23 protein-coding genes and 1 tRNA gene are annotated in these 25,993 nt (G+C 39.9%); 1 reads left to right on the forward strand and 23 read right to left on the reverse strand.

The window, feature by feature from the left end:
• Positions 1-5: 5 nt before the first annotated feature.
• The 13 genes from BUA88_RS06780 to BUA88_RS06840 form a co-directional block, all read right to left on the reverse strand.
• Positions 6-449, reverse strand: coding sequence for an ACT domain-containing protein (locus BUA88_RS06780; protein ID WP_072914828.1), 444 nt, complete (start codon positions 447-449; stop codon positions 6-8).
• A 216-nt stretch (positions 450-665) separates the two neighbouring features.
• Positions 666-1,803, reverse strand: a protein-coding gene (prfB, locus tag BUA88_RS06785; protein WP_143151407.1) for a peptide chain release factor 2 whose coding sequence is annotated in 2 segments (ribosomal slippage) — positions 666-1,727 and positions 1,729-1,803 — 1,137 coding nt in all. Because the reading frame shifts where the segments join, the coding sequence is not laid out codon by codon here.
• 170 nt (positions 1,804-1,973) lie between these two features.
• The gene (locus tag BUA88_RS06790; protein WP_072914835.1) at positions 1,974-3,272 is read right to left on the reverse strand and encodes a S41 family peptidase; all 1,299 of its coding nucleotides are present in this window, start codon (positions 3,270-3,272) and stop codon (positions 1,974-1,976) included.
• A gap of 69 nt (positions 3,273-3,341) precedes the next feature.
• Positions 3,342-4,250, reverse strand: a complete 909-nt coding sequence (gene ftsX, locus BUA88_RS06795) for a permease-like cell division protein FtsX (protein ID WP_072914838.1) — start codon at positions 4,248-4,250, stop codon at positions 3,342-3,344.
• The gene (ftsE, locus tag BUA88_RS06800) at positions 4,240-4,920 is read right to left on the reverse strand and encodes a cell division ATP-binding protein FtsE (protein WP_072914842.1); all 681 of its coding nucleotides are present in this window, start codon (positions 4,918-4,920) and stop codon (positions 4,240-4,242) included. Before ftsE ends, ftsX begins: the two co-directional genes overlap by 11 nt.
• A 31-nt stretch (positions 4,921-4,951) precedes the next feature.
• Positions 4,952-6,040, reverse strand: a complete 1,089-nt coding sequence (locus tag BUA88_RS06805) for a PucR family transcriptional regulator (protein WP_072914845.1) — start codon at positions 6,038-6,040, stop codon at positions 4,952-4,954.
• 607 nt (positions 6,041-6,647) lie between these two features.
• The gene (locus BUA88_RS06810; protein WP_072914849.1) at positions 6,648-7,874 is read right to left on the reverse strand and encodes a C40 family peptidase; all 1,227 of its coding nucleotides are present in this window, start codon (positions 7,872-7,874) and stop codon (positions 6,648-6,650) included.
• A 138-nt stretch (positions 7,875-8,012) separates the two neighbouring features.
• The gene (gene trxB, locus BUA88_RS06815) at positions 8,013-8,921 is read right to left on the reverse strand and encodes a thioredoxin-disulfide reductase (protein ID WP_072914853.1); all 909 of its coding nucleotides are present in this window, start codon (positions 8,919-8,921) and stop codon (positions 8,013-8,015) included.
• A gap of 18 nt (positions 8,922-8,939) precedes the next feature.
• The gene (locus BUA88_RS06820) at positions 8,940-9,317 is read right to left on the reverse strand and encodes a RidA family protein (protein ID WP_072914857.1); all 378 of its coding nucleotides are present in this window, start codon (positions 9,315-9,317) and stop codon (positions 8,940-8,942) included.
• 70 nt (positions 9,318-9,387) lie between these two features.
• Positions 9,388-10,218 carry a CvfB family protein gene (locus tag BUA88_RS06825; protein WP_072914860.1) on the reverse strand — a complete coding sequence of 277 codons (831 nt, stop codon included), beginning with the start codon at positions 10,216-10,218 and terminating at the stop codon, positions 9,388-9,390.
• Entirely contained in the window at positions 10,218-10,916 is a 699-nt protein-coding gene (locus BUA88_RS06830; protein WP_072914864.1) for an acyl-[acyl-carrier-protein] thioesterase, read from the reverse strand. The genes BUA88_RS06825 and BUA88_RS06830 overlap by 1 nt, the downstream gene beginning before the upstream one ends.
• A gap of 56 nt (positions 10,917-10,972) precedes the next feature.
• Positions 10,973-11,044, reverse strand: a tRNA-Gln gene (locus BUA88_RS06835).
• Positions 11,045-11,144: 100 nt separating this feature from the next.
• The gene (locus BUA88_RS06840) at positions 11,145-11,798 is read right to left on the reverse strand and encodes a YigZ family protein (protein ID WP_072914867.1); all 654 of its coding nucleotides are present in this window, start codon (positions 11,796-11,798) and stop codon (positions 11,145-11,147) included.
• 79 nt (positions 11,799-11,877) lie between these two features.
• Between BUA88_RS06840 and BUA88_RS06845 the strand changes: the two genes are divergently transcribed.
• On the forward strand, positions 11,878-14,466 hold the full coding sequence (locus BUA88_RS06845) for a transglycosylase domain-containing protein (protein WP_072914871.1): 2,589 nt from the start codon (positions 11,878-11,880) through the stop codon (positions 14,464-14,466).
• 97 nt (positions 14,467-14,563) lie between these two features.
• Here the strand turns inward: BUA88_RS06845 and BUA88_RS06850 are convergent, their stop codons facing one another.
• The 10 genes from BUA88_RS06850 to uvrC all read right to left on the reverse strand — a co-directional run bounded on the left by BUA88_RS06850 (position 14,564) and on the right by uvrC (position 25,990).
• Complete coding sequence (locus BUA88_RS06850; protein WP_143151408.1) at positions 14,564-16,684, reverse strand: glutamine synthetase III family protein; 2,121 nt, start codon at positions 16,682-16,684, stop codon at positions 14,564-14,566.
• Between the two features lie 208 nt (positions 16,685-16,892).
• A complete protein-coding gene (fba, locus tag BUA88_RS06855) occupies positions 16,893-17,756 on the reverse strand; it encodes a class II fructose-1,6-bisphosphate aldolase (RefSeq protein ID WP_072914879.1) in 864 nt (287 codons plus the stop codon).
• A gap of 74 nt (positions 17,757-17,830) precedes the next feature.
• Positions 17,831-18,724, reverse strand: a complete 894-nt coding sequence (locus BUA88_RS06860; RefSeq protein ID WP_072914883.1) for a diacylglycerol/lipid kinase family protein — start codon at positions 18,722-18,724, stop codon at positions 17,831-17,833.
• An 18-nt stretch (positions 18,725-18,742) separates the two neighbouring features.
• Positions 18,743-18,991 carry an HPr family phosphocarrier protein gene (locus BUA88_RS06865; RefSeq protein ID WP_072914887.1) on the reverse strand — a complete coding sequence of 83 codons (249 nt, stop codon included), beginning with the start codon at positions 18,989-18,991 and terminating at the stop codon, positions 18,743-18,745.
• Between the two features lie 41 nt (positions 18,992-19,032).
• The gene (gene whiA, locus BUA88_RS06870) at positions 19,033-19,875 is read right to left on the reverse strand and encodes a DNA-binding protein WhiA (RefSeq protein ID WP_072914891.1); all 843 of its coding nucleotides are present in this window, start codon (positions 19,873-19,875) and stop codon (positions 19,033-19,035) included.
• Positions 19,876-20,748 (reverse strand): RNase adapter RapZ, encoded by an 873-nt coding sequence (gene rapZ, locus BUA88_RS06875; protein ID WP_072914896.1) that lies wholly within the window; start codon positions 20,746-20,748, stop codon positions 19,876-19,878. It abuts the gene before it with no gap.
• A complete protein-coding gene (gene murB, locus BUA88_RS06880) occupies positions 20,745-21,680 on the reverse strand; it encodes a UDP-N-acetylmuramate dehydrogenase (RefSeq protein WP_083572428.1) in 936 nt (311 codons plus the stop codon). Before murB ends, rapZ begins: the two co-directional genes overlap by 4 nt.
• The gene (locus BUA88_RS06885; RefSeq protein WP_072914900.1) at positions 21,673-23,070 is read right to left on the reverse strand and encodes an aminopeptidase; all 1,398 of its coding nucleotides are present in this window, start codon (positions 23,068-23,070) and stop codon (positions 21,673-21,675) included. Before BUA88_RS06885 ends, murB begins: the two co-directional genes overlap by 8 nt.
• Positions 23,071-23,148: 78 nt before the next feature.
• On the reverse strand, positions 23,149-24,084 hold the full coding sequence (gene hprK / locus BUA88_RS06890) for an HPr(Ser) kinase/phosphatase (RefSeq protein WP_072914903.1): 936 nt from the start codon (positions 24,082-24,084) through the stop codon (positions 23,149-23,151).
• Positions 24,085-24,139: 55 nt separating this feature from the next.
• A complete protein-coding gene (gene uvrC, locus BUA88_RS06895; RefSeq protein ID WP_072914908.1) occupies positions 24,140-25,990 on the reverse strand; it encodes an excinuclease ABC subunit UvrC in 1,851 nt (616 codons plus the stop codon).
• Positions 25,991-25,993: the final 3 nt, after the last annotated feature.

Here is a 25,993-nt window from a genome sequence, read left to right on the forward strand (position 1 = left end):
TGTTGTCACTCCCTTGCTAAAATTTTTACATAATGAACACCATCAACGGCCTCTATCGCACTGACAAGATCTGAGAAATCCCCCGAATCTTCCAGCACATCCACCGAAATAGTAAGGGTGGCAAAACCATTGACCGGAATACTTTGATGTATAGTCAAAATATTCACATGGAAATGGGCCATCTCTTCCAAAACCCCGGATAGAATTCCCGGCTCATCCTCCAGCTGGATAACCATATTAATAGTCTTTCCCTTTATATCCTCATGGAATGGGAAAATGTCATCCTTATACTTATAAAATGAGCTACGGCTTATGCCAACCTTTTCGGTAGCCTCCTGAACTGAATCGCATTTACCAGTATCAATAAGCTTTTTAGCGGCAACAACCTTTAGCAATACTTCTGGTACAGCTTTTTCTTTTAAAACAAAATAGGTAGTCTTCTCTGCCATATCTCCTCCACAAGTGTCTTTTGTACAAATACATTTGTACACGCTTCAAAGATAATAACATTAAACACTACCTAAATTCAAGTACTTTATCATATTAAATTGTGAAAGTATTCTAAACCTTACGCAAGTTACACTCTCAAGCCTGAGATATTACTCCGCTCAGCTGAAGAAAGCTTCGCTTGAGTAACACTCAGAGCTTGATAGTTACTTGCTAGTTTAATCGTCTACGTTAGCGCCACGGTCTGGGCAACCTAATGATAACCATTTCAGGTACGCATTCATGAACGGTGTGAGTTTTCCATCAAGAACTGCATCGGCATTTCCTGATTCCTCTCCTGTGCGAAGATCTTTGACCATGGTGTAAGGCTGAAGGACATAGGAGCGGATTTGGTTGCCCCATCCGATTTCTGATACCTCACCACGAATACCACTGGCCTTGGCTGCGTTCTCCTCCTGCTTTAAAAGAAGAAGCTTTGTCTTCAACATCTGCATAGCCTTGTCCTTATTTTGGAACTGGCTTCGCTCGTTCTGGCAGGTAACAACTATTCCTGTTGGGAAATGGGTAATGCGGATAGCCGAGCTTGTCTTATTGATATGCTGACCACCGGCACCTGATGAACGATAAGTATCGATACGGATATCCTCATCCTTAATCTCTACATCAACATCCTCTTCGATATCAGGCATTACATCACAGCTGGCAAAGGATGTCTGTCGCTTTCCCTGTGCATTAAATGGGGAAATTCTAACCAATCTGTGGATACCCTTTTCTGATTTTAGATATCCATAGGCATTTTCACCATTTACCTGGAATGTAACTGATTTTATTCCCGCTTCATCACCTTCCTGGTAATCAAGCTCATCCAAAGCAAAGCCCATATCAGAAGCCCAGCGGCTGTACATTCTGTAAAGCATCTGTACCCAATCACAAGCCTCAACACCGCCTGCTCCTGAGTGTAATGTAACAATGGCACTATCACCATCATACTCGCCAGAAAGAAGTGTCTTCATTCTGAGAGTCTCTAAATCTGTTTCAAACTCTTCTATAAGAAGAGCAACAGTATCAACTATCTCCTGGTCCTCTTCCTCATTTCCAAGCTCAATGTAATCTTCTATTTCTTTATATAAGTCTTCAAGCTTATCTATGACTGCAACGTCATCCTTCATGGATTTGAGCTCTTTCATCTTGGCTGTAGATGTGGTAGCATCTGTCCAAAAATCTGGAGCCTCCATCTCGCGCTCAAGCTCTTCTATGCGAGCTTTCTTGGCTGCGACGTCAAAGTGAATCCCTCACTTCCGTCATAGAGTTTTTTTGCGACGTAAGTCGCTGCTTGAACTGATCAAGTTCTATCACGAAATCACCTCTTTCCAGTCCGCTGGTTACGGCAACAAGCCTTATATTTCTCCGCTCATCTAACACGATTCGCTCAAGAAACATAAGAGCTTGATTCCTACCAGCTCATCTATTATTACGCTTTAAACCCAATGCCTGATAACTATAAGCTATTTTTACATATTATACGATTATTTCTCTGATAATACGTCGAGTGCCTTCTGGATTTGATTATCTAAGTCTACACTATAAGCGTCGTCTTCGCCACCCTGAAATTCGTACTCGAGTTCGATATCTGGAGCGATTCCTTTTCCGTGGATGCATTCGCCACTTGGAGTGTAATATGTCTGTGTTGTAAGCTTTAATGCTGAACCATCGCTAAGTGGAATTGTAGACTGAACAATACCCTTACCAAAAGTATTTGTACCAATGATTGTGCCATAGTCAAAATCTCTGATGGCACCTGTAAAAATCTCTGCTGCTGAAGCTGTATTTCCATTTACAAGAACTACCATAGGAATATCCTTTGATGAACCTTCATCAGAAAGGAAATCTTCACGATGACCTGCCTTGTCCATTGTGTAAACAACAGTGCCCTTTGGAAGGAGATAATCAAGCATCTCCACCACCGAATCAAGTAATCCGCCACCATTGTTTCTCATATCAAACACAACTGATACCATTCCTTGCTTTTCAAGATCCTTGTAAGCCGCTACAAAGTCTTTATATGTATGCTCTGTAAACTGAGATACAGCGATATAACCAACATTTCCCTCAAGCATCTGATACTCAACAGTAGGTGTGGCAATGGATGCTCTGGTACATACCATTGTCTGCTCTTCGCCATCTCTTGAAATAACAAGTTCAACATCAGTGCCTTCCTCGCCTCGAATGTGCTGAACAAAAGTATCAAGTCCTTCATCAGTTGCAAGGTATCCATCTGCAGAAACAATATAATCGCCTTCCTTTAGTCCAGCCTTCTCTGCAGGTGTTTCTTTGTAAACCTTTGTAATAGTAACTGCGCCTGTCTCAGCATTCTTCTGAAGAAGCGCTCCTATTCCTGCGTAATTTCCAGTGAGGGTAGCCATCAAATCCTCGTACTCCTCTGCTGTGTAGTATTCAGAATATGGATCATCCAAACTCTCTACAACTCCTTTATAAACGCCATTTACAAGCTTATCATTATCAACATCCTGATAGTAATATGTCTCTATTACAGAAAGAATAGTACTAAATTTTGAATCTCCAGACTCTCCGCCCTGAAGAGACTCTAATACCTCTTTAGAGGACTCGTCCTTAAAGGAAATTCTTGAACCTATTAATCCAAGTCCAATAATAGCTGTAGCAACACAGCCTACTACTATTCCTAAGAATCCAACTAAAAATATAGGCCATTTCTTAGGCTTAGGCTGAACCTTTTCTTCAAAGTAATAATTTACTGTCTCTGGATCTACTACCTTCCCAACTCGTTCATTCTGATCTTCAAACATTATGTACCTCCATTATATATAGAAGTGCCTCAGCATCCGCCAAGGCACTCCCTAAATAAACATTTTTAACTAAACTCTTAAATGTTTGTGCAATGTTACACGAGAACCGAACCAGCCAATTCCGATACCAAGTATGAGAGAAATAGGAACCAAAGTTCTAAAAATTTCTTCTACTGGAATAAATGTAACCATATTGCTAAGGAAATTGAATTCAGAACTAGCATATTCAATTACCTTTTCATAAATAAAGAACAGAAGAACAAGAGGAATGATTGAACCTATCAAGCCAATGAAAACACCCTCTACTACAAATGGAGCTCTAACGAAAGCATCTTTCGCACCAATGAGCTTCATGATAGCAATCTCTTCTCTTCTAACTGAAATGCCAACCATAACAGTATTGCTGATAAGGAAAACCGATACAGCAAGAAGTATGATGACAATCGCCATAGATACAATTGTAATGGCTCTGTTGATATCTGTAAGTGTTTTTGCAGCTACCTCAGACTGATTTACCTGACGAATACCGTCAAGTCCATTAAGGAAGGAAACCAGTGTTGGCTGCATAGCTACATCATTAAGATATATCTCATAGTTTGCTGAGTTGGCAAGTGGATTGTCATCTGCAAATCCAGCTGCAAGCTCCTCATTTCCACCAAAGTATTCTTCCTGATAATCTGCCCAAGCCTGCTCAGCGGAAATGTAATTATAACTTTTTACTTCTACGCGCTTCTTTATTTCATTACCAATCTCATCTATACGCTGCTGAGATATTCCTTCATCAAAGAAAACTGTAACTGCAACACCTTCCTCTGCGGATCTTACCATAGCCTGGAAATTTGTTCCCAACGCATAGAAAATACCGAAAAGGAAAATACATGCTGTCATTGTAGCGATTGAAGCAAGTGAGAACATCTTGTTTCTCCAAATGTTCTTTAAACCTTGTCCCAGGTTGTAAATGTGGGTACTAATCTTCATAGTTGTCACCTCCCACATCACTTACTACAACACCTTTTTTGATTGTAATAACTCTCTTATTCATGGCTCTGACGATTTCCATATTGTGTGTTACAACAACAACTGTTGTACCACGCTGATTAATTTCGTCAAGAAGTCTCATGATTTCCCATGTGTTATCACTATCAAGATTTCCAGTAGGCTCATCAGCCAGAATAATCTTTGGCTCGTTAACAAGCGCTCTTGCTATAGCAACACGCTGCTGCTCTCCACCGGAAAGCTGACTAGGCTTTGACTTATATTTTGCTGCAAGTCCTACAAGAGATAACATTGTAGGAACCTTTTTCTTTATTTCACGATTTGAACGTTCAACTACCTTCATAGCAAATGCAACATTTTCATATACATTTCTATCCGGCAGAAGACGGAAGTTTTGGAATACTACGCCAACATTCCTACGATACATAGGAACCTTTTTGTGAGTAACCTTTTTTAAATCCTGACCATTAATATAAATCTTGCCTTTGGTAGGCTCCAATTCTTTCAATAACAATCTGATAAGGGTAGACTTACCAGAGCCACTATCTCCAACAACAAAAACGAATTCGCCTGGATCAATGTGAATAGTTACGTCCTCAAGAGCAGGTTTGCCAGCCTCATAGGACTTACTAACATGATCTAATCGTATCAATTCTATACCTCATTTCCAAACTAACTAATATCTAGAACTTTTCACTTTCCATATACTTCATGTATTTTACTACCATTAAAGCAATCTTGAAAGTAATTGCATCCTCGAATACACGCAAATCAAGGCCTGTGCTCTTCTCCAACTTATCTAGTCTGTATACAAGAGTATTTCTATGAATGTAGAGCTGGCGTGATGTCTCTGAAACGTTCAGGCTATTCTCAAAGAACTTACTAATAGTTGTAAGTGTTTCCTCATCAAAATCATCTGGAGATTTGTTTTCAAAAATCTCAGAGATAAACATTCTACAAAGTGGAATAGGAAGCTGATAAATAAGACGACCAATTCCAAGCTGAGAATATGCGATAACATTCTGATCGTTAAAGAAGATTTTGCCTACATCCATAGCCATAGAAGCTTCTTTATAAGAACGTGAAACTTCTTTGATTTCTCCTACAACAGTACCGTAAGATACTCTTACCTTCTTAGTGTCCTTATCATGGAAAGCATCGATAATAACTGCTGCTATCTTATCAATTTCTGCATTAGAATCGTTCTCTCCAAGTTCTTTGACAACAATGATATTTCTCTCATCAACTGCTGTAACGAAATCTTTGTTCTTTCCCCCAAATACAGAACGCACTCTATCGAGCTCATCGCCATCCTTCTCAGGACCTACTTCGACAATCATAACTACTCTACGTGCATTAATATCCACATGTAGCTTCTTAGAACGATTGTAGATATCAACAAGAAGTAAGTTATCTAATAATAAATTCTTGATGAAATTATCCTTATCAAAGCGTTCCTTATAAGCAATCATCAGCTCCTGAATCTGGAAAGCTGCAATCTTACCAATAGTAGAAGACTCCTCATTATCGCCTAAAGCTAAAACAACAAACTCTAACTGCTGATCGTCAAATACTTTGAAAAAATGACAACCTAATGCGACCTGACTTTCAGCCTCAGAAGCCGCAAAAACAGCCACTGCATCTGAGTACTGTGCAGTGTCCCCAAATGTTGCTGCGCACATGACACCATCAGAATCCATAACTGCTAAGTCTATTTTAGTCAGCTGATGAAGCCCTTCTAGTGTATTTTGCATAATTTGATTCGAAATCATATCGAATACCTCCTGAGTATATATGCAATATAAACAATGTAAAACTCCCTTTTTGCATACAAATTCACATAACCTATGCCTATTCTAATATAAATAACCAAAAATGGGAATACTTATATTGTGATTTTTTATGCATATTTACAATTATACTCTATAAATTTTTTTGTATGGTTTCACATAATTACCAAATGGCAGTTATATTGTCAGATAATACTCAGATGTTTCAGATAAAATTCCTTCTCTTCCAAAGTCAAGAGTTTTTAGCATTTTCACAAGTTTTGTAGATTTAGGACAAAACAATTGTTCCAGTTCATTGTGGATAACTTTTCATATTAGTTCACAATTATTGTGGATAAAGTGGATAAGACGTGTACAAGTCCGTTTTTTCGCTTTAATTGTCCAATTTTTTGTTGATAAAATATTGCAAAACACACAACTGATAATTATATGTATTTTTAACATTCAATTCTTTTGTGCAAAATTATCTAAAAACTTTCTGTAATGCCAAATATTATTTTCTGACAATTATTAAAATAGTTTGACTATATGGGCGTAAGAAAAGGCATCACGCTTGGTGATGCCTTAATATTTAAATTATCTTTTCTGCTTAGAAGATTCTTCTAATAGCTAAGATTTTCTTATAGTTTACGTTTGAATATGTAATACCTGTTCTTTTATTTGATGCATGGAGAAGTGTACCATTACCAGCATAAATACCAACATGGCCTGAGTAACAAACAATATCTCCTGGCTGCATTTCATCATAAGAAACACCATATCCAACGCTACGCATCGAGCTAGAAGAATGTGGAAGGCTAACACCAAATGCTGAATAGCAACTCATAACGAAACCTGAACAATCAGTACCGCCTGTGAGTGATGAACCTCCATACACATATGGATTACCAACAAACTGTGATCCATAATTTACAACTGAACCACCGCCTGAACCTGATGGTGCAGCATAACTCTTACTAGATGAAGAAGATGATGACGACTCAGACGACTTAGATGAAGCCTTTGATGCTGCAGCTGCTGTAGCCTTTCTAGCTGCTTCCTCTGCTGCCTTTCTCTCTGCTTCTTCCTTTGCTAAACGAGCCTGCTCAGCTTCTTTTGATTCTGCAACTGTGAAGTCTGTAGAAATATCAACATAATCTGTGCTGACATATCCTTCACCTTCATTACAGGTAACCTTTACCCAACCGCTATCAATATCTGACTCATCGATAACAACAAGGTCATCACCAATAGGAAGTAAATCGATAACTGCTGAATCAGTAGATGCCGACTCTCTTACATGAAGAGTAGTAGTAGTAACTGTAGCAAGACGCTGTGAAACCTGTTTAGCAAGCTCCTCATTGTTCTGTACAACGTACTCGCTCTTAACATAGCCTGTTACATCACCAGAAGTGATAAGTAACCATGTGCCATCTTCTGTTTCTACAGTATCTGAAACTGTAGCTGCTGAATTATTATAAAGCTTTCCAACGTATTCGCTCTCAGCCGAAGCTGTCTCGCGAATGTATACGTAATTATCAACCTGTGCGATAGCTATATTAGCGTATGGATTCTCTGCTGCAGCAACTGCATCAGCTCCATTATCTGCTAACTGTGAATCCGCTGCTATAACTGTTGCATTAGCAAGCATATCATTAACTGTAAGCTGTGCTCCTGCAAAAGCAGTGTAGTTTGTAGTCTCTAAAACGCCAGTAGCACTTGATAGTGCGCTAACACCCGATGTAGCACTAGCTGCATCCGAGGTAAGTGATATACTAGAAACAACGACGCAAGCAGCGATGGTGTAGCTAACGGCTCTTGTCAAATTAAATCTCATTATCGTAAGAAATCCTCCAATATGTTACAACTTTATTACAACTTTGTATATTATATAATCTGTTCTCTATCCTGTCAAGTCTGGATTTTCTATTGCCATTCCAATGTTTCTTCACATGTGAGTCTTTGTAATATTTAGTTATCCTAAATAATGCTCTATGGATGCAATAGAATTAGCTCCATCTGCAGTAGCTGTAATAACCTGCCTTAACTGTTTTGTTCTAACATCTCCAGCGGCATAAATACCTTTTATGGATGTAGAACAAGTCTCATCTGCAATGATGTACCCATTTTCATCCTGTGCTGGCAATCCCTCAATCGCTCCTGTATTCGGAACATTGCCAACCGCTATAAATACACCGTCAAGATCAAAGTGTTGAATGTCATCTGTGTTTTTGTTTTTAACTTTGATGCCTTCGACTTTATCCTGTCCTAATATCTCCTCAACTGTAGAGTCGAAAATAATCTGAATCTTATCCGATGCCTTTACCTGCTCCTGAAGTACTACAGCACCTCGGAATTCATCTCGACGATGAATCAGGTAGACTTTCTGACAGAATCTCGAAAGATAAATGGCATCCTCTAATGCAACATCTCCACCGCCTACAACAGCAACTACCTTATCCTTGAAAAAGGCTCCGTCGCATGTGGCACAATAGGACACTCCCATTCCTGAAAGCTCTTCCTCACCTGGACATCCTAATTTTTTATTTGATGCGCCTGTAGCGATGATAACTGCTCTGGTTTCAAATGTAGCTTTCTTAGTGATAAGCTCTTTTGTGTTGCCCTTATCTATAATAGAAGTAACTCGTCCTCTGGCAAATTCCACATTAAGCTTTTCGCAGTGAGCCTTCATAGCCTCTGCCAAGCCTTCACCTGAGACACCTGGCATACCAGGATAATTATCAATCTCGTAAGTGCTAAGTATCTGTCCTCCGCTGATAGAACTGGTATCTAAGACAAGAATGTTTCTTCCCGCTCTCTTGCCATAGATAGCCGCCGCAAGTCCTGCTGGGCCTGCGCCAATAACAACTATGTCATAAATCATAACCTATTCTCCAAAATCCTAGTTTTTAGTGGCAATAGCCTCTGCCTCTAAAAGAACATCCTTTGGGATTCTGGCAACTTCGATGCACGAACGTGCTGGGAATGGCTCTGGGAAATACTTTGCGTATACCTCATTAATTGCTGCGAAGTCTTCCATGTTCTTGATAAACACAGTAGTCTTAACAACATTAGCCATAGATGTGCCTGCTGACTCTAGAAGAGCAGACATACTTTTGAATACTCTGTCGGCCTGAGCAGCTGCACCTTCTGGGATAACACCTGTAGCTGGATCTACAGGAATAATTCCGGATGTGTATACCATACCATTAACTTCGATTGCCTGTGAATATGGTCCGATCGCTGCCGGAGCCTTTTCGGTAGAAATGACTTTTTTCATACCAATATCCTCCTTTTCTTCTCCCCTTATTTCATCCGCTGATATTACTGGTTACATTATACCACGTAATTTAGTCGACGGCACGACGAATTTTGCCATCGTTCAAAGTTATTTTTCTTTCCTTATAAAGACGACCTATTGCACGCTTAAAAGCAGCCTTTGAAAGACCAGTCTCTCTTTTGATAACTTCTGGCGAAGCCTTCTCTGAAAATGGAAGTACACCTGCGTAGCTATCGATAAGCTCTAAGATAGCTTCAGCATCATCTTCCATCTGAACGTATGCTTTATCTCTAATAGTAACATCGCATTTTCCATCTTCCTTGATTCCAGTGATGCGTACCATGATTACATCACCAATGCGATATTTAGATACGTCCTCGTGGCGAGGAATCATTGATGAATATTTATCCTCAAGAGCTACAAATGTACCAAAGTCGTGACCAAACTCATAAATACGAGCCTCTACCTCATCACCTACCTGATAAGGTGGCTTCTTTGAAAGGAGCTCATAGATTCCCTTCATGCTGGCACAAAGTCTCTCACTCTTATCAATATACACCCTGACAAGAATCTCATCACCTTCTGAAGGCTGGCGTGTCATTTCCTTAAATGGAAGGAATAAATCTTTTTCAAGACCCCAATCCAAAAAAGCGCCCACCTTATTAACCTGGCTGACTGAAAGCACACCGTACTGACCTAATGTCAATTTAGGCATATTAGTAGTAGCGATAAGTCTGTCCTTTGAATCCTTATAAACAAAGGCTGAAATCTCATCTCCAATACCAGCTCCTTCAGGAACCTGCTTCTTTGGAAGAAGGACTCTATCCTGTCCGTCGGAAAGATATACTCCGAACTCTACTTTCTTTTCTATTTTAAGCTTCTGTATTTCTCCTAGCTTCATTATTTGTACTCCACAATTGTATAAATTTCATCGTCCTTTTTCAGAACAACCTGGTAACCTTGTTCTAATTCTACCAAATAAACCTGTAACTCATCAAATAGCAATGCTGCTTTTTTATAATTTACTATTATGGTAGAGAAATCTTCTGTCGGAAGAAAGCGTCTTGTCACATCAATATAGTAGGAATTGTTCATATGACTATTTGTATCAAGATGAAATTCTCCTACTACAAATGTACCTACCTGCTTTCCCTCTCCATTATATCTTAGCTTCTCGCGACTAAAATCAATTTTAGGTCTGTCAGGATCATCTGGATATGCCTCGATAATCTTCGGTGTCAGACGTGCTGGTCGTGAATTCAGCAAATCCATAAGTATCCAGAGAGAATCTGCATATACCAATAGCTCGCCATCCTCAGAATAGATAGTGTACATACGTCTGGCAAGCATGCCTTTTACCTGATATGGATATGTTTTAACAACAATTCTTTCCATATATTTAGGCATTCTATTTACATGGATTTCGTAAGCAGTAACAAACCAGCCCATATTCTGCGGTGCAAGGTAATGTACTCCTACACCTACATCATCAGAATGAAAGCAACTGCAATCCTGCATATAATTAACCAAATCAAAATATGTAAGATTAAGATTGGAATCAACCTCGCTATAACTTACTCTACCGTTGTACTGATACATAACTACTCCTTCAGAATATAGAAAAAGACCTAAGCACTTTCGCTTAGGTCTTGAAGCTGGCCCACAAGGATTCGAACCTTGAAATGACGGAGTCAGAGTCCGTTGCCTTACCATTTGGCGATGGGCCATTACTATTCGTTTCCGCTGTGTTTTTGTTTCTTTACCGCGTCAACGAATGCTATTATAGGACATAAATTTTAAAAGTGCAAGTACTTTTTTCAACTTTTTTTAAAATTTTAAAAGTTGGCCGTTTAATATGTCATATTTAATCTCGTCATCCCAGGTAATTACTGCGTTTCCGGCAGTTTTGTCTGCAATGATTGTATTTATATTTTCTACCATTTCTGTTGGTGCAACAGAAGAAATAATTACATCTGCTCCAAAATCTGTATTTAAAATTGGTAGATTTTTTTCTCGAAGAACATATTCTATTTTTCCATATCCATTATAGTCAGTTGTAATAGAACATTCTCTTCCATTTTTAGGAGAAAGAATCTGGCAATTTTTTAGTCCTTCCTGAACAGCAGCCTGATATGCACGTACCAATCCACCCGTTCCTAAAAGAACTCCACCAAAATATCTTGTGACAACCACAACGCAATTATGAATATTCTCTCTAAGGAGAACATCTAACATAGGTCGACCTGCTGTCTGGGCTGGTTCACCGTCATCATTACATCTTGTTATTTCATTATTCTGTCCTATCACAAATGCAGAACAGTTGTGTCTTGCGTCCCAGAACTCTTTTTTCTTTCCATTGATAAATTGCACAGCCTCTTCCTCGGAATTAACTGGAGCAATATGGGCTATAAACCTGGATTTCTTTTCCTCGATTTCTCCAGTTGCTCCCTTATAAATTATCCTAAATTCTTTCTCTGACATATTACCTTTGCCCTCTTTTTGATTCTCTTTATTATAAGGGATTATTTTGGTATAATGAAGTCTAAATTTGGAGGTTATTATGAATTACGGAAAAGAAAATGCAGCTAAGCAATCAGCAAAGCTTGCAGGACGAAGCAAACGTAAGCGCCATAGTGCCGGTCTTGCTATAATTCGTATCACATTGATATGTATAGTCTCTGTCATAGTCGCAAGCGGTGTTTTTGCTTACCTCTATGCAAAGAATCTTATTGACCAGTTACCAGATGTATCTACTATTGATATTTCCCCAACGGGATATATGAGTAAGGTATATGATTCAGATGGCAACGAAATTGAAACTTTAGCATCCACAGGTGCCAACAGAACTTACGTCACACTGGATCAAATTCCAGAAGATTTACAACATGCATTTGTTGCAATAGAAGACTCCCGTTTCTATGAACATAACGGAATCGATCCTCAGGGTATCATAAGAGCTGCCGTTGATGGTGTTTTAAATGGTTTTCATTTTTCCCAGGGTGCCAGTACTCTTACCCAGCAGCTATTAAAAAATAACTATTTCACAACCTGGACTTCCGAGCACACTAAGATGGACAGTATTAATCGAAAGATTCAGGAACAGTATTTAGCTGTTCAGCTTGAAAAAATAGTTAAAAAATCAGTAATACTTGAGAATTACCTTAACAGTATCAACTTAGGCCAGAACACATTAGGTGTACAATCTGCCGCTGAAAGATATTTTAACAAGCCAGTTTCAGAGCTTACCCTTTCAGAAAGTGCTGTTATAGCTAGTATTACACAGAATCCATCAAAGTATAATCCAATTACTCATCCAGAAGAAAATGCCAAGCGCCGCAAAAAGTGTTTGAACCACATGCTGGATCAGGGGTACATCACAGAGAATGAATATGAAGCAGCCCTTTCAGATGATGTTTACGACAGAATCCAGGTTCTTAACACAGAGCTTTCAACATCTTCTACTTCTTATTTTGTAGATGCTCTTACAGATGAAATTGTTGCAGATTTACAGGAAAAACTTGGCTATTCTGAATCAGAGGCTTACTCATTATTATACTCAGGTGGTCTTTCAATTTACTCTACTCAGGACTCTAACATCCAGAGCATAGTAGAAGAAGAAATTAACAATACCGATAACTACAACAAGCTAGAAAAAATTTCATTCTCTTATAGACTTACAATAAATAAAGCAGACGGTTCCACAAAGAATTACTCTGATATTACAATGCTTTCTTATTATCAGGCAGCAAAAAATAACAGTAATTATAATTTGGAATTCGATTCAGAGGAAGCTGCTGCAGAAGCTATTGAAGCCTACAAGGCTGCAATTATGGAAGAGGGCGATGAAGTAGCTGGTGAATCAATCACCTACACACTTCAGCCTCAGGCGGCAATGACTATCATTAACCACTCCACTGGAGAGGTTGTTGCCATGGTCGGTGGACGTGGTGACAAAACAGCTGCTAAAACTTTAAACCGAGCAACAGGTATTAAAAGACAGCCAGGTTCTACTTTCAAGGTAATTGCCTGCTATGCAGCAGCACTCGACGCCGGCGGAATGACATTGGCATCTGTCGAAAACGATATGCCTACCACCTATAGAAATGGTAAACCAGTTAAGAATTATAATAATGCTTACCTTGGATGGACTAATATTCGTACAGCGATTACTCATTCTATCAATGTTGTTACAATCGAAGTAATGGCTGATATTGGCACAAGCCTTGGTTTCCAATACGCTAAAGATTTAGGAATCACAACTCTTATAGACGGTGATAATAATCAGGCTCTTGCTTTAGGTGGTATCACAGATGGTGTTACAAACGTTGATTTGACATCAGCATATGCCACAATCGCCAATGGTGGCGAATACAACAAGCCAATCTTCTACACAACAGTAGTTGATCATCAGGGAAATATAATTCTTGATAACAGAGAAAACGCTCCTAAGAGAGTATTAAAAGAAACAACAGCATGGCTTCTTACAAGTGCTATGCAGGATGTTATGACTGCCGGAACCGGTAAAGTTGCAAACTTCGAAGGAATGGCAGTTGCTGGTAAATCTGGTACAACAACAAAGAATAAAGATACTGTATTTGCGGGTTTTACACCATACTATACAGGTGTTATTTGGGGCGGATTTGATGACAACACACCACAGAGCTACACCACTTATTCAAAGGTTATTTGGAAGGCAGTTATGAGCAGAATCCATCAGGGATTGCCATACAAGAACTTCACTCAGCCTTCTGGAATCGTACAAGCTACTGTATGTAAGAAATCTGGAAAGCTTGCAGTTGCAGGTGTTTGTGACTGTGATCCAAGAGGTTCTCAGGTATACACAGAATACTTTGAACAGGGCACCGAGCCTACAGAATACTGCGACAAGCATTATCTCGGTAATGTATGTACAGAATCGCACATGTTTGCAACCTCAGGTTGCCCTCATTACACAGGTGTATTCATAATTGGAGCAGGCGCAGGTTCACAAGACGAGCCATATGGCGTTGATCCTGCTACATTTGGACAGTATTGCCCATTCCATGGTGGCGAACCGTTACCTAACTCAGGTTCCTTCGGAGGCAGTGCTGGAGGTAGCACAGAAACTACAGATGATGGCATTAAGATCCAAGTTATTGGTGGAGAATAACATGCATATAAAAAAGAGCTCAATACTGAGCTCTTTTTTTTGACACGGCGCACCCTCTTTGCCGTAGGCAATTATAACGGGTGCTGCCTTCCTTGTTCTAAACCTCGAAGATCATATCTCCATAGCTAGGCATTGGCCAAGCTTCCTTGTCTACAATCATTTCAAGGGCATCTACTGGACGACGAAGGTCTTCCATAGCCTTTACAACATCTGAGTGATAGAAGTTTGCTTTCTCACAGCTAGATGCCTTCATAGTATATGCTTTCTCGTTAGTTTCCTTAAGGGTGATAAGAGCATCCTTAGCTTCACGTAAGTAATTAGATACCTTAACAAGAAGCTCCTTCTGTGTGCTTACATCAGCCTCAGGACACGCGTCAGCGATTGTGCCAATAGAAAGTCCAAGCTCTGTAGCATAGCTGATTACAGCTGGAATAATCTGCTTAGAAGCCATATCAATCATTGTACGTGCTTCGATATTAATTGACTTAATATACTGCTCGTATTCGATTTCTGCACGAGATTCAAGCTCTACCTTAGAGAATACGCCAAACTTCTCAAACATTGAAACTGTAGCATCAGTTGTAAGAGCTGGAATAGCTTCAACAAGTGAGTTAATGCTTGGCAGACCTCTCTTCTCTGCCTCAGCAATCCATTCTTCACCGTATCCATTACCATTGAATACGATACGCTGGTGCTCTGTAGCAAGCTTCTTAATCATATCGTGAACGGCTGAATCAAAATCCTTAGCCTTTTCAAGCTCATCACAAGCCTCGCTAAGAGCCTCTGCCATAATTGTATTTAAAACAACATTTGGCTCACCAACTGAATCCTGTGAACCCGGCATTCTGAACTCAAATTTGTTTCCAGTAAATGCAAATGGGGATGTACGGTTTCTATCAGTAGCATCTTTTCTAAAATCTGGAAGAGTCTTGACACCTGTAGCAAGCTTTTCGCCCTTCTTTGATTTTGTAGCTGTACCTGTAGAGATAAGCTGAGTAAGAACGTCCTCAAGCTGCTCTCCAAGATATACAGAAATGATAACTGGAGGTGCCTCATTTCCGCCGAGACGCTGATCATTGCCAACATCTGATGCAGACTCACGAAGAAGATCTGCGTGACGGTCTACAGCCTTTAATACAAGGCAAAGAACAAGCAAGAACTGAATGTTCTCGTGTGGTGACTTGCCTGGCTCAAATAGATTGATGCCATCATCTGTAACAAGCGACCAATTGTTGTGCTTACCTGAACCGTTTACACCACTAAATGGTTTCTCATGAAGGAGACACTGAAGACCATGGCGATTAGCCACCTTTCTAAGAGTCTCCATAATAATCTGGTTGTGATCTACAGCAACGTTACACTGAGCATAGATAGGTGCAAGCTCGTGCTGAGCTGGTGCGACCTCATTATGCTGTGTCTTAGATGAAACGCCAAGCTTCCAAAGCTCGATGTTTACATCGCGCATATATGCCTCAATACGCTCAGGAATAGAACCAAAGTAATGGTCGTCCATCTCCTGTCCTTTTGGTGGCATAGCGCCAAATAAAGTACGTCCTGTGTACATTAAATCCTTGCGTGCAAGATACATTTCACGATCTATAAGGAAATATTCCTGCTCAGCACCAACTGATGGTGTGACACGCTGTGATGTTGTGTTACCAAATAATCTAAGAAGACGAACTGCCTGCTCAGAAAGAATCTCCATTGAACGAAGAAGTGGAGTCTTCTGATCAAGTGCTTCGCCAGTGTATGAGCAGAAAGCTGTAGGAATGCAAAGTGTTGCACCAGCTGCATCCTGTCTAACAAAAGCAGGAGAAGTTGGATCCCAGGCTGTATATCCTCTAGCTTCGAATGTGGCACGTAAACCACCTGAAGGGAATGATGATGCATCTGGCTCACCCTTAATTAATTCCTTACCTGAAAAGCTCATAAGAACCTTTCCTGATGGTAATGGAGCTGAAATGAAGGAATCATGTTTTTCTGCTGTGATACCAGTAAGTGGTTGGAACCAATGAGTATAGTGAGTTGCACCTTTCTCAATTGCCCACTCTTTCATCTCATGAGCAATCACATCTGCTGTCTCTAAATCTAGTTCTTTCCCCTCTGAGATAGTCTGCTTAAGCTTCTGATATGTCTTCTTTGGAAGGCGTTCCTGCATAACTGTATCGTTAAATACATTCTCTCCAAAGATGTCAGCCACATTAAAATATCGTTCCATTATATCTGTATCCTTTCACACAAAATTACAAAATAATAGAAAAGACAACCAGCGATTGACATTGCCGATTGTCTTTTTGCATTCCTCTATTTTAGGTTAGCAAACTCATAAAGGAATTGAGTTTGCTAATCCAGCAAAGCTGGACATGATTTTTCTTCGAAAAATCCTGCCATATACGGATTGCAAATTTTTGATAAAATTTACAATCCTAAGCCTTTCCTACTGAACCGAAAAGCTCCATCTTCTCTTTAACTGTAGCCTTGATAGCATCTGTACCAGGAGCAAGAAGCTTACGTGGGTCAAATCCCTTACCCTCAAGGTCCTTACCAGCCTCTACATACTTACGTGTAGCATCAGCGAATGAAAGCTGGCACTCTGTGTTAACGTTGATCTTAGAAACGCCAAGCTCGATTGCCTTCTTGATCATATCAGCTGGGATACCTGTACCACCGTGAAGAACGAGTGGCATAGCACCTGTCTTCTGCTGGATAGCATCAAGTGTCTCGAATGAAAGACCAGCCCAGTTCTCTGGGTACTTGCCGTGGATGTTACCAATACCAGCTGCAAGCATATCTACGCCGAGGTCAGCGATTGTCTTGCACTCTTCTGGATCAGCACACTCGCCCATACCTACAACGCCGTCTTCCTCACCACCGATTGAACCAACTTCGCACTCGATAGAAAGACCAAGCTCGTGAGCTACGTGAACGAGCTCTGTAGACTTAGCAAGGTTCTCCTCGAATGGATAGTGTGAACCATCAAACATGATAGATGTGAAGCCAGCCTTAATGCACTTGTAGCATCCTTCGTATGTACCGTGATCAAGGTGAAGTGCTACAGGAACTGTGATTCCGAGCTCCTCATCCATAGCCTTAACCATAGCTGCAACAGTCTTGAAACCTGTCATGTACTTACCAGCACCCTCAGAAACACCAAGAATTACAGGTGAGTTGAGCTCCTGTGCTGTAAGAAGAATGGCCTTTGTCCACTCAAGGTTGTTAATGTTGAACTGACCAACTGCATAGTGGCCTGCTTTTGCTTTATCAAGCATTTCTTTTGCAGAAACTAACATAAAATTATTCCTCCATATTTTCGTTTTAGGCTTTTTTACCCTATCTAAACGAAATTTTAGCATAAGCTAAATTTCTATTCAATAGCAATTTCCACTGCATGGCTCTCATCCTTTATGACAACCACGTCATGTTTTCCTCCAAACTCTCCATCAAGAGTCCAAGGAACAACATCTGAACTTAAGAATTTTATCTCCTCAGTCTGGAATGCATAAACCATATCTGAATCAGAAATGATACCCGTCATAAATCCAAGAATCTCATTAAGCTCAATTGGATTACGAGGCATCTTTATAAGAGTGACCTCAAAAACACCATCATTCAATCCGATATCTCCTCGGATAATTCCCTGGAATCCACCAACTGATTTCGAATTGGTAATCATTCCAAAGATAAACTCATCATATATAACGTTACCATCATACTCAACCTGCATTCTGAAAGATGGTATATCTCTGAGCTGCTTAGCTCCTTCTATAATATATGCTGCATGTCCTAGAATATTTTTCATGTCCTGTGGTGTAGCATAAGAAACTTCTGTAAATAAACCAAATGCAGCCACATAAACAAATGAATCTGAATTAAAACGACCTATATCACATGGAAACAGGTTATCAGAAACACTCATACGAGCTGCATTTAACATGTTCTTATCTATACCGAGAGAGTTTCCGAAATCGTTAGTAGAGCCTGCAGGAATATATCCTATAGGCTTTCTCTGAGATGGCTCTAATTTCATCATGCCGGTAACCACTTCATCAAGGGTACCATCGCCACCTGAACACACGATTCTGTCGAAATTCTCTGCCTGTGCAATTGTCTGATCTGTAGCGTCACCACCAGACTGAGTAATATGTACACTCACCTGATAGCCAGCCTTAATCATAATATCTAGGATGTCAGCCAGATGATCCTTTATTTGTCCCTTGCCTGAGCGAGGATTTGCTATAAATAATAATCTTTTTGACATATATCCCTCTATTTATATTTATTTTGTAAGGAAATCAGAAAGTTCTGCTACTGCCTTTTCTTCATCGTCTCCTGCTGCATCAATTACAACGTGCGAGCCAGAAGCTAATACCAAACTCATCATACCCATAATACTCTTTGCGTTAACCTTTTTCTCGTCCATCTCAAAGTAAATTGAACTAGAGAATCTATTTGCTAACTGTACTAAATGGGCTATAGGTGTAGCTTCCATTGAATTTGACATCTGAATAGTAACTTCTTTTTGCATGACGTCCTCCTGAATTTCTAATAAAACCTAACGCTGACTATTTATAATTCCTTTGCTATTGCAGCCAGCTTTTTAAACCGATGGTTAACCCCTGACTTTCCAATTGGTGGATCCAATAACTGACCTAAGTCAGCCAATGGCGTGTCTGGATATGCCAGTCTGATATTGGCAATCTCCTGCAGCTGCACTGGTAAATTCTCTAAACCAATCCTCTCACTAATCAGATTGATATCCTCAATCTGACGAACTGCAGCATTAACTGTTTTACCAATATTAGCAGTTTCACAGTTTACCTTTCGGTTAATCGTGCCTCGTACTTCTTTGACAACTCTGATGTTTTCCAAATCCATAACAGAATGAGCAGCCTCCATAACTCGGAGTACCTCGACTATCTGGGCACCATCTTTAATGTAAACAACATGTTTACCAGTGCGCCTAACTACCTTTGCCTCAACATCGAAGGCCTTCATAGCTTTCTGTAAAAGCTTAGCCTGCTGAGGATTGTTGCACACTATTTCAAAATGATAACCCTTGTTCGGATCTGATATTGAACCAGCCGCCAAAAATGCTCCTCTAATAAAAGCTCTCTTACAACAAGTCTGCTGAATAACAATATCATCAACAATTTGCCCATCTTCAGAAAACTTAAGCATTTTTTGCGTCTCAAAAAAAACATCGTCAGAAATAACGATGACATCTTTTCCTATATTACATGCATTATTTAATAAAGTAAAGACTTTTCTATTTAAATGGTCCTCAGATTTTTCTCTGAAGCTGTCGAGTCCTTGTAACATAAGGATTCCCGCAAGCTCCGCAACGACACAATGTCGGCTCTTTGGAACGACCAAAATTAGTTCTTCTTTTACATTTTTTGAAAATGACAATTATTTCCCTCTCAAAGCATCTTTTCCGATATCACGATGCTCAATTTTAAGTCCGTAAGACTCATCTCCATTTAATGCTTCAAATATTTCATCTGCAAGACATACTGAACGGTGCTTACCACCTGTACAGCCTACTGCAATTACAAGCTGATTCTTTCCTTCATTTATATAGTTTGGAATCAGGAATTTGATAAGGTCTGTAGTCTTCTCCAGGAAGATTTGTGCTTCATCATACTTCAATACGAAATCCTTTATAGGCTGGTCATTGCCTGTAAACGGACGTAGTTCAGTGTCATAATACGGATTAGGAAGAAAACGCACATCAAATACCAAATCTGCATCCTCTGGAATTCCATATTTAAAACCAAATGAAATGATTGTAATGAAAAGACTTTTATACTCTGCATCATCAACGAAAATCTTTTCAAGCTCAGCCTTAAGCTCTCTTGTAAGAAGATGTGTCGTGTCGATAACGTAATCAGCTTCTTCTCTAAGGAAACCAATTGACTCTCTCTCTTCTTTAATACCTGCTGCAATTCTTTCGCGACCTGAAAGTGGATGATTACGTCTGGTCTCCTTATATCTTTTTATAAGAACATCATCCTCAGCATCGAGAAATAGTATCTTAAATGGCTTCTGATCATTGTCCATTTCCTGCAAGATATCAGGCAAAAGCTTCATAGCATTGCCACTACGCACATCAATTCCCACTACAATATTTTTATCAAAAGAACCATTGTCAGCCAATTCCACTACACTCTTGAGCAATTGTACAGGCAAATTATCCACGCAATAATATCCCATATCCTCGAACATTTTAAACGCTGTATTTTTACCCGCTCCGGACATTCCGGTAAGAATTAATAGCTTCAATTGACGTTCCTCCCGATAATTCTAACCTCTGGAGTAAGATGAACTCCAAACTTTTCATATACTTTCTCATCCACATCCTTCATAAGCTTTAATACATCTGAAGCTGTGGCATCTGATTTGTTAATAACAAATCCACAGTGTTTTTCAGAAACCTGTGCATTTCCTACAGTATAGCCTCTAAGTCCTGCATCATCAATAAGTTTTCCAGCAAAAAATCCCTCAGGTCTCTTAAATGTTGAGCCAGCGCTAGGGAAATTAAGTGGTTGTTTCTCTATGCGTTTCTGACGGATGTCTTCTATTGTCGCCTTAATCTCGGAAACATCTCCTGCAGCCAGCTGAAGCTTAGCCCCAAGTACAATTCCAGGTTTCTCCATAAGAACTGAATGTCTGTAAGATAAATCAAGCTTATCAACTGGAATTTCTTCCACCTGGCCATCAGCATTTAAAAGCTTAACCGATGTGAGAACATCCTTCATCTCCCCACCGTAGGCACCTGCATTCATATAAACAGCGCCACCGATAGAGCCTGGGATTCCTGATGCGAACTCTAGTCCTGTAAGCCCCACTTCTGCTGCGCGATTGGCAACTGATGAAAGCATGGCTCCAGCTTCCGCAAAAATCTCGCACTTTGCTTCGTCGATAATAACCTCTGATGAACTCTTGCCCATAGAAATAACTACACCTTCGATTCCATCATCGGAAACAAGTAGATTACTTCCATTTCCTATTACCATGAATGGAACCTCTGAATCCTTCAAGAAGGCAATAAGAGGAACCACCTGAGAAACAGATGGCTCCACATATATATCCGCAGGACCACCAATCCTGAAGGTAGTATGTTTCTTCATTGGTTCATCAAGAAGAAAATCTACCTCAGGAAATCGCTCCTGCAACTCATTATAAAAATCTTTTTTAGAAAAACTGTTATGCATACTTAATAAATGCCTCGTATCCTAATAAAGCTTCGTATAAGTCTACCTTAGAAATGATTTCGCATGGTGCGTGCATTGAAAGAACTGCAACGCCTGAATCAATTACCTGCATGTTGTAGTTACCCATGATGTAAGCGATTGTTCCGCCGCCACCCTGGTCTACCTTACCAAGCTCTGCTGTCTGCCAGCAAACCTTATCCTTATCCATGATTGCTCTAACCTCTCCAACATACTCTGCTGAAGCATCATTTGAACCACTCTTTCCTCTTGCACCTGTGTACTTGTTAAATACAAGACCACGTCCAAGGTAAGCTGAATTGTTCTTTTCAAATGCTGATGCATAGTTCGGATCGAAAGCTGCAGATACATCTGAAGAAAGCACCTTGCAATTTGTAAGAGCTCTTCTAAGCTTAAGCTCTGAATAATCACCCATAAGGTTGAAAAGCTCTGCAAGTGTGTTTTCGAAGAACTTAGACTGCATACCTGTTGCACCAACAGAACCAATCTCTTCCTTATCAACAAGAAGTGCACAAGCTGTCTTTGAAAGCTTCTTTGTTGTATTGAGAAGTGCCATAAATGATGGGTAAGCACATACTCTGTCATCGTGACCATACCCTAAAATCATTGAACGATCGAAGCCGAAATCTCTTGCCTCACCAGCTGGAACAACTTCGATTTCTGCTGAAATGAAATCTTCCTCTTCAATATCGTACTTTTCCTTGAGAAGCTTAAGGATATTCTTCTTAACAGATTCCTTTTCCTTCTCACCCTTTTTATCAAAACCTGGGATGCTGCCAACGATAATGTTAAGGTCTTCACCTTCTACTACCTTAGCGCCCTTTTTATCCATCTGATCAGCTGCAAGGTGGATAAGAAGATCTGAAATACCAAATACTGGATCTGAAGCATCCTCACCTACGTTAACCTTTACAACCTCTCCTGTCTTCTTAACAAGAACACCGTGAAGAGCAAGTGGAATAGTAACCCACTGATATTTCTTGATACCGCCATAGTAGTGTGTGTCAAGCATGGCAATATCTGAATCCTCGTATAATGGATTCTGCTTTAAATCCATACGAGGGCTATCAATATGTGCACCCAGGATATTAAGACCGTTCTCAAGAGACTCAGAACCGATATTAAATACAGCCATCATCTTGCCCTTGTTTACAGCATATACCTTGTCACCAGCCTTAAGCTTTGTATTCTTTTCAATTGCATCCTCAAGATTAATATATCCTGCTTTCTCTGCCTTCTCTACAAAGAAATCGATGCATTCTCTTTCTGTCTTGCACTGTGAAAGGAACTTTCTATAATCCTCTCCAAATGCCATTACCTTTTTCAAATCCTTTTCTGAAGTATACTTACTCCATGCGTTAGTGCGTTCCATTTCTTAAAATAACTCCTACTTCTAAATAAATATTTCTTAATATATCTCAATCACCCTTTAAAGGGCAATTATTTTTTCTTACTGCTCACCTGCAATATTGTTCTGAACTCTGCGATAAAGCTCTTCTGCTGCGTTGTAACCCATCTTTTTCTGACGATGGTTAACAGCTGCTGCCTCACAGATAATTGCAAGATTTCGACCTGGCCTGATTGGAAGTGAATGACATGTAACATCAATACCAAGAATGTTCATGTACTCATCTGTCATACCAAGACGGTCATATTCCTTTTCCTTGCTCCAATCTTCAAGCTTGATAACAAGGTCGATTCTCTGCTCATCCTTAACAGCCTCAACACCGTAAAGAGACTTAACATCGATGATACCGATGCCTCTAAGCTCGATTAAGTACTGAGTGATAGATGGAGCGCGACCATATAATCTCTCGTTGTTAGGGCGACGAATCTCAACAACATCATCAGATACAAGTCTGTGACCACGTCTTATAAGCTCAAGTGCTGCCTCTGACTTACCGATACCAGACTCACCTGTAATAAGAAGACCTTCGCCATATACATCAACCAATACACCATGAATAGTAGTGTATGGAGCAAAGTCCTTATTTAACGAGAAGATAAGTGCTGACATAAATTCTGATGTAGCACGGTCTGTTCCAAGGATTGGAACATTTGCCTTAACAGCTGCCTTTAAAAGAACATCTTCTGGCTTTTCTCCTCTACAGAAAATGATACAAGGAATATCATATGAGAAAAGCTTGGCAAAGCTCTCTGCCTTTTCCTCATCTGACTTCTTTGATATATATGCAGCTTCAACATTACCAATTACCTGAATACGGCTTGGCTCAAAATGCTCATAGAATCCATGAAGCTGAAGAGCTGGTCTGTTGACATCAGAACAAGTAACCTTTACCTCCCCCAAGTTTAATTCAGGTGTAAAATTAGTAAGATTAAATCTTTCCTGGACAGTAGCTACTGTAACATATTTGTTTGCTGCCATAAAATTCCCTCCATTATAAAAGATATCGCTTTATATATGATATATCATTTTTTAATTAATTCATAGGGTGAAAGTAATTGAATACATTGGCGGCTGCTTCCTGATTCATTCCATCTGTGGCTGCCAGTTCTTCAATTGTAGCTTCTGCCATTTTTTCTGCCGACACAAACCTTTTCATAAGAGCTTTTCTTCTCTTTGGTCCAATTCCTGGAATATCATCTAAGAAGCTGTGAACCTGTCCTTTGCTTCTGAGACTTCTGTGATATTCAATTGCAAATCTATGGGCCTCGTCCTGTAGTCTTGTGATAAGCTTGAAGCCCTCGGAATGAGTATCGATAGGAAGCTCCTGATCTCTAAAATATAATCCTCTGGTTCTATGGTGATCGTCCTTAACCATACCAGCAATAGGTATGTGAAGACCTAATTCTGCCAGAACCTGCTCCGCAATATGGATCTGACCCTTACCACCATCCATCATGATTACATCAGGAAATTTCGTGAAGCTATCTTCAATCACTCCGCCATTCTCTTCCAGCTCCTCTAATCCGTGCGAAAAACGGCGTTTAAGAACTTCATACATAGATGCGTAATCATTTGGGCCCTCAACAGTTTTAATCTTGAATTTGCGGTAATCTGAGCGTTTGGGCTTACCTTTCTCGAATACTACCATGGAACCAACTGACTGAAATCCTGAAATGTTGGAAATATCGAAGGCTTCCATACGGCTGGCGCCTTCAAGGCCAAGAAGAGTCGATATTTCTTTCATAGCACCGATAGTGCGGCTCTCTTCCTTTTTAATCTTTTCTCTGTCCTGATCCAAAACCATCTGAGCATTTTTAGCCGCCAGCTCCACAAGCTTTTCCTTGGCTCCTCGCTTAGGCGTTCTAAGATAAACTCTGGCACCTTTTTTATTTGTCAGCCAGTTTTCTATTAGCTCTGCTTCCTCTAAATCATACTGGACATATATTTCCCTAGGAACAAATGGCGTTCCTGTATAGTAGTCCTTCAAGAAATATTGGAGCAGATCCTCATCTGTATCATCCACTCTTACATTGATAAAGAAATGCTCTCGTCCAATCATTTTGCCACCGCGGATAAAGAATACCTGAACAACGGCATCTTCTGTCGCTTTTGCCATGGCAATAATGTCTCTATCCTCACCATCCAGCTGTGTGGCTTTCTGTCTGCCTGCGCATGCCTTTACCGACTCGATTAAATCGCGATAAAGTGCAGCTTTCTCAAAATCTAATTCCTCTGAAGCGGCAAGCATTTTTGTTTCTAAATCTTTTAGCGTATCGTAGTAATCTCCATTTAAAAACTCGATTACCTTATCTACATTTTTCCGATATTCATCCTTATCAACGTTTCCCTGACATGGACCCAGACATTGGCCAATATGATAATTCAGGCAAGGTCTGTTCTTGCCAAAATTCTCCGGCAACTTCTGATTGCAGGTACGAATCTTATATAATTTCTGAACCAAATCAATTGTGTCATGAACTGCTCCCGCCGAAGTAAATGGGCCAAAGAATTTGCTTCCATTCTTTTTGAGTCTACGGGAAAAGAGAACCCTCGGATAAGCCTCTGTGAGGGTAACTTCGATGTAAGGATAGGTTTTATCATCACGAAGCATTGTGTTGTACTTTGGACGATATTCCTTTATTAGATTGCACTCTAAAATGAGGGCTTCCATCTCGGAATCAGTGACGATGAATTCAAAATAATCGATATTCTGAACCATCTGCTTTTTCTTTAGGCCCTCATCGTGACTAGGCTGAAAGTATTGACGGACTCTGTTGCGTAAGGACAACGCTTTTCCCACGTAAATAATCTCATCATTTTTTCCGTGCATTAGATAAACTCCCGGTTGGTCCGGGAGTTTACTTAAGTCTTGTTCTGTTACCATAAA

It is taken from the genome of Pseudobutyrivibrio xylanivorans DSM 14809 (genome assembly GCF_900141825.1).
Taxonomy (GTDB): Bacteria; Bacillota; Clostridia; order Lachnospirales; family Lachnospiraceae; genus Pseudobutyrivibrio; species Pseudobutyrivibrio xylanivorans.

Excerpts from the sequence above, each read along its gene's own strand:
- BUA88_RS06780 (WP_072914828.1), bottom strand. The coding sequence starts at position 449 with ATGGCAGAGAAGACTACCTATTTTGTTTTAAAAGAAAAAGCTGTACCA.
- BUA88_RS06790 (WP_072914835.1), bottom strand. The coding sequence starts at position 3,272 with ATGTTTGAAGATCAGAATGAACGAGTTGGGAAGGTAGTAGATCCAGAG.
- ftsX (WP_072914838.1), bottom strand. The coding sequence starts at position 4,250 with ATGAAGATTAGTACCCACATTTACAACCTGGGACAAGGTTTAAAGAAC.
- BUA88_RS06805 (WP_072914845.1), bottom strand. The coding sequence starts at position 6,040 with ATGATTTCGAATCAAATTATGCAAAATACACTAGAAGGGCTTCATCAG.
- BUA88_RS06810 (WP_072914849.1), bottom strand. The coding sequence starts at position 7,874 with ATGAGATTTAATTTGACAAGAGCCGTTAGCTACACCATCGCTGCTTGC.
- trxB (WP_072914853.1), bottom strand. The coding sequence starts at position 8,921 with ATGATTTATGACATAGTTGTTATTGGCGCAGGCCCAGCAGGACTTGCG.
- BUA88_RS06820 (WP_072914857.1), bottom strand. The coding sequence starts at position 9,317 with ATGAAAAAAGTCATTTCTACCGAAAAGGCTCCGGCAGCGATCGGACCA.
- BUA88_RS06825 (WP_072914860.1), bottom strand. The coding sequence starts at position 10,218 with ATGAAGCTAGGAGAAATACAGAAGCTTAAAATAGAAAAGAAAGTAGAG.
- BUA88_RS06830 (WP_072914864.1), bottom strand. The coding sequence starts at position 10,916 with ATGTATCAGTACAACGGTAGAGTAAGTTATAGCGAGGTTGATTCCAAT.
- BUA88_RS06840 (WP_072914867.1), bottom strand. The coding sequence starts at position 11,798 with ATGTCAGAGAAAGAATTTAGGATAATTTATAAGGGAGCAACTGGAGAA.
- BUA88_RS06845 (WP_072914871.1), top strand. The coding sequence starts at position 11,878 with ATGAATTACGGAAAAGAAAATGCAGCTAAGCAATCAGCAAAGCTTGCA.
- BUA88_RS06850 (WP_143151408.1), bottom strand. The coding sequence starts at position 16,684 with ATGGAACGATATTTTAATGTGGCTGACATCTTTGGAGAGAATGTATTT.
- fba (WP_072914879.1), bottom strand. The coding sequence starts at position 17,756 with ATGTTAGTTTCTGCAAAAGAAATGCTTGATAAAGCAAAAGCAGGCCAC.
- BUA88_RS06860 (WP_072914883.1), bottom strand. The coding sequence starts at position 18,724 with ATGTCAAAAAGATTATTATTTATAGCAAATCCTCGCTCAGGCAAGGGA.
- BUA88_RS06865 (WP_072914887.1), bottom strand. The coding sequence starts at position 18,991 with ATGCAAAAAGAAGTTACTATTCAGATGTCAAATTCAATGGAAGCTACA.
- murB (WP_083572428.1), bottom strand. The coding sequence starts at position 21,680 with ATGCATAACAGTTTTTCTAAAAAAGATTTTTATAATGAGTTGCAGGAG.
- BUA88_RS06885 (WP_072914900.1), bottom strand. The coding sequence starts at position 23,070 with ATGGAACGCACTAACGCATGGAGTAAGTATACTTCAGAAAAGGATTTG.
- hprK (WP_072914903.1), bottom strand. The coding sequence starts at position 24,084 with ATGGCAGCAAACAAATATGTTACAGTAGCTACTGTCCAGGAAAGATTT.
- uvrC (WP_072914908.1), bottom strand. The coding sequence starts at position 25,990 with ATGGTAACAGAACAAGACTTAAGTAAACTCCCGGACCAACCGGGAGTT.